General features: G+C 59.9%; 5 protein-coding genes. 4 read left to right on the forward strand and 1 reads right to left on the reverse strand.

Annotated elements, in window-relative coordinates; translation table 11 throughout:
- Nucleotides 1-1082: 1082 nt before the first annotated feature.
- Together JO015_04555 and JO015_04560 are read left to right on the forward strand one after the other, a co-directional pair.
- A complete protein-coding gene (locus tag JO015_04555; GenBank protein ID MBV9998368.1) occupies nucleotides 1083-1445 on the forward strand; it encodes an HU family DNA-binding protein in 363 nt (120 codons plus the stop codon).
- Complete coding sequence (locus tag JO015_04560; GenBank protein ID MBV9998369.1) at nucleotides 1442-2380, forward strand: D-2-hydroxyacid dehydrogenase family protein; 939 nt, start codon at nucleotides 1442-1444, stop codon at nucleotides 2378-2380. The genes JO015_04555 and JO015_04560 overlap by 4 nt, the downstream gene beginning before the upstream one ends.
- 155 nt (nucleotides 2381-2535) lie before the next feature.
- Here JO015_04560 and JO015_04565 read toward each other — a convergent pair whose 3' ends face one another.
- The gene (locus JO015_04565; GenBank protein MBV9998370.1) at nucleotides 2536-3567 is read right to left on the reverse strand and encodes an aldo/keto reductase; all 1032 of its coding nucleotides are present in this window, start codon (nucleotides 3565-3567) and stop codon (nucleotides 2536-2538) included.
- 208 nt (nucleotides 3568-3775) lie between these two features.
- Between JO015_04565 and JO015_04570 the strand changes: the two genes are divergently transcribed.
- A complete protein-coding gene (locus tag JO015_04570) occupies nucleotides 3776-6430 on the forward strand; it encodes a glucosidase (protein ID MBV9998371.1) in 2655 nt (884 codons plus the stop codon).
- Nucleotides 6431-6806: 376 nt separating this feature from the next.
- Nucleotides 6807-8408 carry an FGGY-family carbohydrate kinase gene (locus tag JO015_04575; GenBank protein ID MBV9998372.1) on the forward strand — a complete coding sequence of 534 codons (1602 nt, stop codon included), beginning with the start codon at nucleotides 6807-6809 and terminating at the stop codon, nucleotides 8406-8408.
- Nucleotides 8409-8775 lie beyond the last annotated feature (367 nt).

The following is an 8775-nucleotide window of genomic DNA, read 5'->3' on the forward strand; positions in this document are numbered from 1 at the left end:
CTCCATTGCCGGCGGAATGGTATAGAGAGACGCGCGGATGCGTGGCGCGTGCCGGGTCTTGCTTGACGGTGGCAGAATTGCGGGTCAGGTCGAGGGGTAAACGCTGGGCTATGTTCTCTTGGCCCTTCGGGCCGTAAGACGGTCACGACTGTCCCCGCGCTGCCCTCAAACAATGTGGGTAAAGCTCAGGGGTTTACCCTGGGCTATGTTCTCCCGGCCCGTTGGGCCTAGACCGTTTATACGGTCTGATAGGTGTAAAGCTGGCGGGGCACCTCAGCCCCTGGGGAACGCCCGCGCAGGCACCAAAGTACCTGACTACGATCAGCCGTCCCTCCGGGACGAAAGCAATACCCGGCCTTGTATCCGCAACTAAATGGCCGTGGGGTTTACTCTGGGCAAGGTTCTGCCGCCCCTTCGAGGCTAAAACCGGCTCAACCATCCTGAGAAGGGATGTAGTACGATGTTTTTTATAGTTCACAACCGTTCGGTTTTGTCATCCGTACGTTGATGGCGGGCAATGGACACCCGGATATTAGAATAGAAAGAAAAACGATCTTTAGAGCGCATAAATATAGAAACGAGCAACTTGCAAACGGCCTATGCTCTTTCGCCGGCACAGTAGTCCTGCGCGACGACACCGTTGAGGTAACCTCCGGCCCGGAGGCGGCAACTTTGCTCCGGGGATCCGCTGGCCTCGAGGTCCACCACCGGAAAGGCGCGCCGACGGCCGCCATGACTCACTTTCCGGCAACCCCTGCGTGTTCGCATTGTTGCCGGAATCGTCGAGGGTGGAAAATTGTTCGGGCTAAGAACACGTGGAGCCGAACGATGATCGCCGTCCCTTGGTTCAAGGCCGTGTAATCCGGCGAGGTGTTTCGGCTTTGGACGGCTAGAACTCGACCGCGACGCTCACGGCGCCGAATCCATCGATCAGTACCTGAGGTGAGGGGAGGTGCGTTGGCCGTGAGTGCCTCCGCTCGGCCACTGGACTGGATTAGCCTGGCTTGGCCGCAAACTTGACGCTTATGCGTAAGCGCAGACTTGAAATCCCTTTCTATAAACGTCATAAACCAGGGCCAGCCATGACGAAGACCGAATTGCAAGCCGCCCTTTCCGAAGCCACTCAGACCGACAAAAAGACTGCTGGGGCCTTTCTCAACGCCTTAGGAACGATCGCTTATAAAGCGGTCAAAAAGGAAGGCGAGTTCGTGCTGCCCGGTTTCGGCAAGCTGGTCAAACAGAAGCGCCCCGCCCGCACGGTCTTCAATCCGCAAACGCGCCAAAAGATGAGAGTGGCGGCCAAAACGGTGGTGAAGTTCCGAGTTGCCAAGGGGGCTAAGGATGCGATCCTCGGGGTCAAGGCGCCCTTGGATGCGGGTTCAAAAGGGAAGCAAACGCCGGCTGCGACTAAGCAGACGCGGGGCAAAGCCGGTTCGGCCCGATGAAGATTGCGGTGCTGGATGATTATCAGAATATAGCGCTGACGACGGCAGACTGGTCGTCCATCCCGGGTAATCCGGAGATCAGGGTGTTTAACGACCACGTCTCCGGTCTTGAGCTTTTGGTTCAACGCCTGCTTCCATACGACGCTCTCTGCATCATGCGTGAGCGGACGCCCATGACGGCGGCGCTTCTTGACCGCTTGCCGAATCTCAAGCTCATTGCTTCTACAGGCTCCCGGAATGCGGCCATCGACCTCGAGGCGGCGAAAAGAAGAGCAATAGATGTCCGTCATACCGGCTATAGTGCTGCACCCACCATCGAGTTCACGTGGGCCCTGATTCTGGCTTTGGCACGAAACCTTACCCTCGAAAACGCCTCGTTGCGTAACGGGGGATGGCAAGTCGCGGTCGGCGCCGATCTTCACGGCAAAACTCTCGGAGTCCTGGGCTTGGGCAATATCGGTTCACGCGTGGCGGCGATCGGGAGAGCTTTCGGGATGAACGTGATTGCGTGGAGCCAGAATCTGATCCGGGAAAAAGCCGAGGCCGCAGGCGCGCGCCTCGTTTCCAAGGACGAGTTGTTTCGTGAAGCCGATATTCTGACCATCCATCTGGTGCTGAGCGCCAGAAGCCGCGGCACGGTAGGAAAGTCCGAACTCGGACTGATGAAGCCTACCTCATTTTTGATCAATACCGCGCGCGGACCGATCGTCGATGAGGAGGCACTTATCGAGGTCCTGACGAATCGAAAAATCGCGGGTGCCGCCATCGACGTGTTCGACCGGGAGCCGTTGCCGGCCGAACACCCGTTTCGCCATCTTTCTAACGTGCTTGCAACTCCACATCTGGGCTACGGCACGTGGTCCTTGTACAACGTCTTTTATCAGGACACGGTGACAAACATCAAAGCCTGGATTTCCGAGAAGGGATTAGAGTAGGTAGCCGCGGCAAGCCGTTGGATTCCTTGGCAGACCAGCCTGTGGATTGAGTTATGGTGATCCCGCAACGGAGGATCAGGCAGGCGCCGGCCCCGCGCGAGGAATACTGCGGGCGGCCGCACTCCGTCCGCACCTGAGCCTGATTTTAGCCGCCGTTAAACCGGCGCGGGGTTTCGTTCCGTAAAGCCGCGCTGATGAAAATAGGGGTAGGCCAGGGGGATTGCGCTCGCCGCGTCCAGCACGGCCACCTGCTCCGGCGTCAGGCTCCAACCGATCGCGTCGAGGTTCTGGCGAAGTTGCTCCTCATTACGAGCGCCGATGATCACCGTGGCGACAGAAGGCCGGCCCAGCAACCAATTAATCGCAATCTGCGGTACCGATTTGCCGGTCTCGGCCGCGACGGCGTCCAATGCGTCGACCACCCGGTACAGGTACTCGTCCTCGACCGGCGGCCCCATGTCGACCGCCACCGATGAGTTCAGCCGGCTGGTCTCGGGCCGAGGTTGGCCTCGCCGGATTTTGCCCGTCAGCCGCGCCCAGCCCAGGGGACTCCAAACCACCGCACCGACCTTCTGATCCAGCGCCAGGGGCATCAACTCCCATTCGTAAGAGCGGCCCACCAGCGAATAATAGGCCTGGTGCGCGACGTAACGCGGCCAGCCGTACCGGTCGGCAACGGCCAACGACTTCATCAGGTGCCAGCCGGAGAAGTTCGAACAGCCGATGTAGCGGATTTTTCCGGCCCGCACCAGATTGTCAAGGGTGCTGAGGGTCTCTTCAACCGGGGTCACGGCGTCGAAGCCGTGCAGTTGAAACAGATCGATGTAATCGGTGCCGAGCCGGCGCAAACTGCCCTCCACCGACTGGATCAAGTGCCAGCGCGACGACCCGACGTCGTTGGGCCCCTCGCCGCGCCGGAAGGTTGCTTTCGTGGAGATCAAGACTTTATCCCGCCGGCCCGCCACGGCCTTGCCGAGAATTTCTTCGGCTTGCCCGCCCGAATATACGTCGGCGCTGTCGAACATCGTCAGCCCGGATTGGAGACAGACGTCGACCAGGTGGGTGGCTTGCTTGACTTCGTTGCCGCCGAATGCCTTAAACAACGGTCCGCTGCCGCCGAAGGTACCGGTCCCGAACGTTAACACCGGGACTTTGAAACCCGAGCCGCCTAGCTGTCTGTATTCCATGCAGGCAGAAAATCCTGGTCGAGTCTCAAGTCAAATGATTGCTATTGCTCGGAGAGGGCATCCCTTTCTGAGTCACACCGGCTTGCAAGGCGATTTGGCCGGTCTTCGTCCTTCCGAGGCAAAGTCCGCAGTCTTTCAGCGTGTCCCAGCACGCGGGGGCTGACATCGTTTGTTTTGGGACGTACCTTCGGCAAACGGAATCAGAGGGATGAGCAATGAGATCGAACGGTTGTCTGCCGACGCGGCACGGCGCGAAAACTGGAAGCGTTGGGGGCCGTACCTGTCCGAACGGCAGTGGGCCACCGTGCGCGAAGATTACTCCGCAACGGGGGACAGTTGGGGCTACCTGCCGCATGACCACGCACGCTCCCGCGCCTATCGCTGGGGTGAAGACGGGCTGCTCGGCATCACCGACCGCGAATGCCGCCTGTGCTTTGCCCTGGCGCTCTGGAACGGCCAGGACCCGATCCTGAAAGAACGCCTGTTTGGTCTCACCGGGCCCGAGGGCAACCACGGCGAGGACGTCAAGGAACTCTATTACTACCTCGATGCCACCCCGACCACCTCTTACCTCAAAGCCCTTTATAAATATCCTCAGGCAGCCTTTCCCTACGCTCGTCTGGTCGACGAGAACCGCCGCCGCAGCAAGCTCGAGCCGGAGTTTGAACTCCTCGACACCGGCATTTTCGCCGAGAACCGTTATTTCGACGTCACGGCCGAGTACGCCAAGCAGGCGCCGGACGACATCTTTATCCGGCTCACGTTGACCAACCGGGGCCCGGACCCGGCGACGCTGCACGTGCTGCCCCAGCTGTGGTTTCGTAACACCTGGTCCTGGGGCAAGACCTTCGAGGCTGACTCTGCCGAGCAGCCGCGCCTTTTTCAGGCGGCAGTGCAGAGCCCCATTGAGGCCCGTCATCCGACCCTGGGCCGCTACTACCTGACAGCAGGTCCGGGGCCGGACGGCCAGCTGCCTGAGGCGCTTTTCACCGAGAACGAGACCAATGTGGAGCGGATTTACGGCATTCAGGCCGTCAGCGCCCATTATTCGAAAGATGCCTTTCATCGTTACATCATCGACCGGGAGCTCGGGGCGGTCGCCCCGTTCCGGGAAGGCACCAAGGCGGCGTTTCCCTACGTGCTGAACCTGGCGGCCGGTGCCGCCGTCCAGTTGAGGCTGCGTTTGTGCGCTGAAGGCAGCCCGGCCGAGTTATCGGCTCAAAGCGAACAGGTCTTCGCCGCGCGCATTGCTGAGGCCGATGCTTTCTACGCCGCGCGCATTTCTCCCAAGGCCGGCGGGGATGAGCGGCGGGTGGCGCGCCAGGCCTACGCCGGGCTGCTCTGGTCCAAACAGTTCTACCACTACGTTGTCGAGAGTTGGCTCGAAGGTGATCCGGCCCCGCCCAAACCGCCGGATTCGCGGCGCGGCGGGCGCAATCACGAATGGCGGCACCTCTTCGCCCGCGATGTGTTCTCAATGCCGGACAAATGGGAGTACCCGTGGTTTGCCGCCTGGGACCTGGCCTTTCACATGTTGCCGATGGCGCGGCTGGACCCGGCGTTCGCCAAAGAGCAGTTGCTGCTGCTGCTGCGCGAGTGGTACCTGCATCCCAATGGCCAGGTGCCGGCCTATGAGTTCAACTTCAACGATGTGAACCCCCCGGTGCACGCCTGGGCCGCCTGGCGGGTGTACAAAATCAGCGCGGAACGGGGCCAGCGCGATCTGGACTTCCTGGAACGGGTGTTTCAGAAGTTGCTGCTGAACTTCACTTGGTGGGTCAACCGCAAGGACGCCCAAGGCAGAAATCTGTTCACCGGGGGATTCCTTGGCCTCGACAATATCGGGGTGTTCGATCGGTCGGGGCCGGCCCCCTTGGGGGGCGAACTGGAGCAGGCCGACAGCACGGCCTGGATGGCTTTCTACTGCGGCGTAATGCTCTCGATGGCGCTTAAACTGGCCCAGACGCGGCCGCCGTACGAGGACATCGCCAGCAAGTTTTTCGAGCACTTTGTGGCCATCATTGACGCGGTCAACTCGGTGGGCGGAGGCGGGCTCTGGGACGAGGAGGACGGCTTTTACTACGACCGGTTACGCTGGGCTTCAGGGCAGCGGGCGCTCAAGACGCGATCGATCGTCGGCGTGATCCCGCTGTTTGCCGTTGAGATCCTGCGCGAAGCCGATATCCGCAAGCTGCCGGGTTTTTACAAACGGCTGCGCTGGTTTCTGGCCAATAAGCCGAAACTGGTCGCGCATCTCAGCATACGCCAATGTTCCGATTCGCATTACCGGCACGTCGCCTTGCTCTCCATTCCGCCGCTGGACCACCTCAAACGCGTCTTGCGGTACGTGCTCGATGAAAACGAATTTCTGTCCCCTTACGGCGTGCGCGCCGTGTCGCGCTACCACCGGGATCACCCGTTCGAGTTCCAGGCCGATGGCCAGACTTTGACGGTGCGTTATTTGCCCGGAGAGAGCGACAGCGGGCTGTTTGGCGGCAACAGCAACTGGCGCGGCCCGATCTGGATGCCGGTGAACTACCTGTTGATTGAGGCGCTGCAGCGTTACCACCTCTTTTATGGGGACACGCTGAAGGTGGAATGCCCGACCGGTTCGGGCCGCTGGATGAACCTGTTGGAGGTGTCGCGGGAACTGGCGCGCCGGCTGTCGTCGATTTTTCTGAAGGACTCCCAGGGGAGGCGGCCCGTGCATGGCCAGGCCGACTTCTACGCCCGGGACCCTGCCTGGCAGAATCTGATTCTCTTTTACGAGTACTTCCATGGGGATACCGGCCGAGGACTCGGTGCCAGTCATCAGACCGGCTGGACGGCGCTGGTCGCCCGGTTGCTCGAAGAACGCGCTTGATGATGGCATGCCCGCGGCAAATGAGCAGCGCTCGTCGCCCGCAGGTTTCGGCTCCGTGCTGTCGAGGTGTTTCGAACCGCCACGGGCTGGACCGGCAGCCACCCGCATCCGTTCGTAAACCCTCCCCCGGGTGGCGCCTGCAGGGCAGGATTACGGCGGGAAGCTTGACAAACCCGCCTGAAACGCTCGCAATATTGAACGTGATGCCCCTCGTGTCCCTGAATTCCTCCGCTCCGGCGCGGCTCGTTCAGCCGGCGCCATACCCAGAAGACACATTTCGAGGCCGGTAATGTGCGAATAGAGATGGCGTGGAACGAACCCTGGCTTTCCCGAAAGATAAATCTAAAGAAACAACTGCAAGTCCTGAGAGATGACCATGAATCGAAGCGACACCCAAGAAGCAATTGAAAGCGCAAGGACTGTTCTTGGCATTGAGTTAGGCTCAACCCGCATCAAGGCGGTGCTGATCGGCGAGGATCATGCGCCGATCGCGTCGGGAAGCCATGATTGGGAAAACCGGTACGAAAATGGCATCTGGACGTACAGTCTCGAAGAGGTCTGGGCAGGCTTGCAGGAGAGTTATCGCAAGCTTAGCAAGGAAGTTCTCGAGAAGTACAACACCCCGCTGGAGAGGATCGGTGCCATTGGTTTCAGCGCCATGATGCACGGCCATATGGCCTTCGATCAGGCCGGCAACCTGCTCGTCCCGTTCCGTACCTGGCGAAACACCACGACCGCACAGGCGGCGACGGCCCTCACCGAACTGTTCCAGTTCAACGTACCCCACCGCTGGAGCATTGCCCACCTCTATCAGGCGATCTTGAACAAGGAACCTCACGTCAAGGATATCAGCTACCTGACCACCCTGTCAGGCTATGTTCATTGGAAATTGACCGGGCAAAAGGTGCTGGGGATCGGCGACGCCTCGGGGATGTTCCCCATCGATAGCAAGACTAACGATTACGACGCGAGTAAGATCGAACTATTCAATGGGCGGCTCGAAGGAGAGAACATCGCCTGGAAGGTTCCCGACGTTCTTCCGAAAGTCCTTGCGGCAGGCGATGCCGCAGGAGCGCTTACCCAGGATGGCGCTCAGTTGCTCGATCCTACGGGCCGATTACAAGGGGGGACTCCCCTCTGCCCTCCGGAGGGCGACGCCGGCACCGGCATGGTGGCCACCAACAGCGTGGCCGAGCGCACGGGTAACGTGTCGGCAGGAACTTCCGTTTTCGCCATGATCGTGCTGGAAAAGGAGCTCTCGAAACTACATCCGGAGATCGACATGGTAACAACGCCCAGCGGCAAGCCGGTGGCCATGGCCCATAGTAACAACTGCACCTCCGATCTTAACGCCTGGGTCGGTTTGTTCCGAGAATTTGTGGATGCGCTTGCCGTGGAAATCAGTCAAGCCGCGCTGTTCGAAGTGTTGTACAAGAAGGCCCTCACCGGGGACGCGGATGCCGGCGGGCTCCTGGCCTACAACTATGTCTCGGGTGAGCCCATCACCCACCTTGAAGAAGGGCGCCCACTGTTCGTCCGTACCCCCGAGAGCCGCTTCTCACTCTCGAACTTCATGCGTGCGCATCTCTTTTCGGCGCTCGGTGCGTTAAAAATCGGAATGGACATCCTCTTTGAACAGGAGCAAGTCAAGGTCGACAAAATCCTCGGTCACGGCGGCTTTTTCAAGACCGAGGCAGTGGGCCAGAAGATCATGGCAGCCGCGATGAACGTTCCCGTGTCTGTAATGGAAACCGCCGGCGAGGGCGGCGCGTGGGGGATCGCCTTGCTGGGCGCCTATATGCTCCGTAAGAAAGCGGATGAACCTTTGGAAGCCTATTTATCCAATAAAGTTTTCGCCGGGGACAATAGCCTGACGATCGCTCCTGATCCAGGGGATGTTGATGGCTTTACGGCCTTCATGGAACGCTATAAAAAGGGAATGGTTATCGAAAGAGCCGCCGTGGATGCGCTGAAATAGAAAAAAGCCTGCCTCCCCCGTCGCGAAAGGACGTCGAGCCAGGGGACCGCCTGCACTCCCAGGTCCCGCAAACCGGTGTTTCTAACAAGCGGCCCCGAGGCCTCGTGTTTGCGTTGGGGAGCTTATCGATGTTATTTCATCTCGACCGACGCCCATGGAGGTAAGTTTATGTCTTCCTTTCCAGGTGCCCTGCCGGCGCTACACCTATTAAACCGTATAAACGGTTTAGACCCAACGGGCCGGGAGAACATAGCCCAGGGTTTACCCTGGGAAGGTATTTCCCCACGACCCAGCCCTGACGGGTTGGCAGAAAGCGTTGCTGACGGGTTCTGCCGCCCCCTCCAGGGCTCGATTGTGATTTGACGGT

Source organism: Verrucomicrobiota bacterium (assembly GCA_019247695.1).
Taxonomy (GTDB): Bacteria; Verrucomicrobiota; Verrucomicrobiia; order Chthoniobacterales; family JAFAMB01; genus JAFBAP01.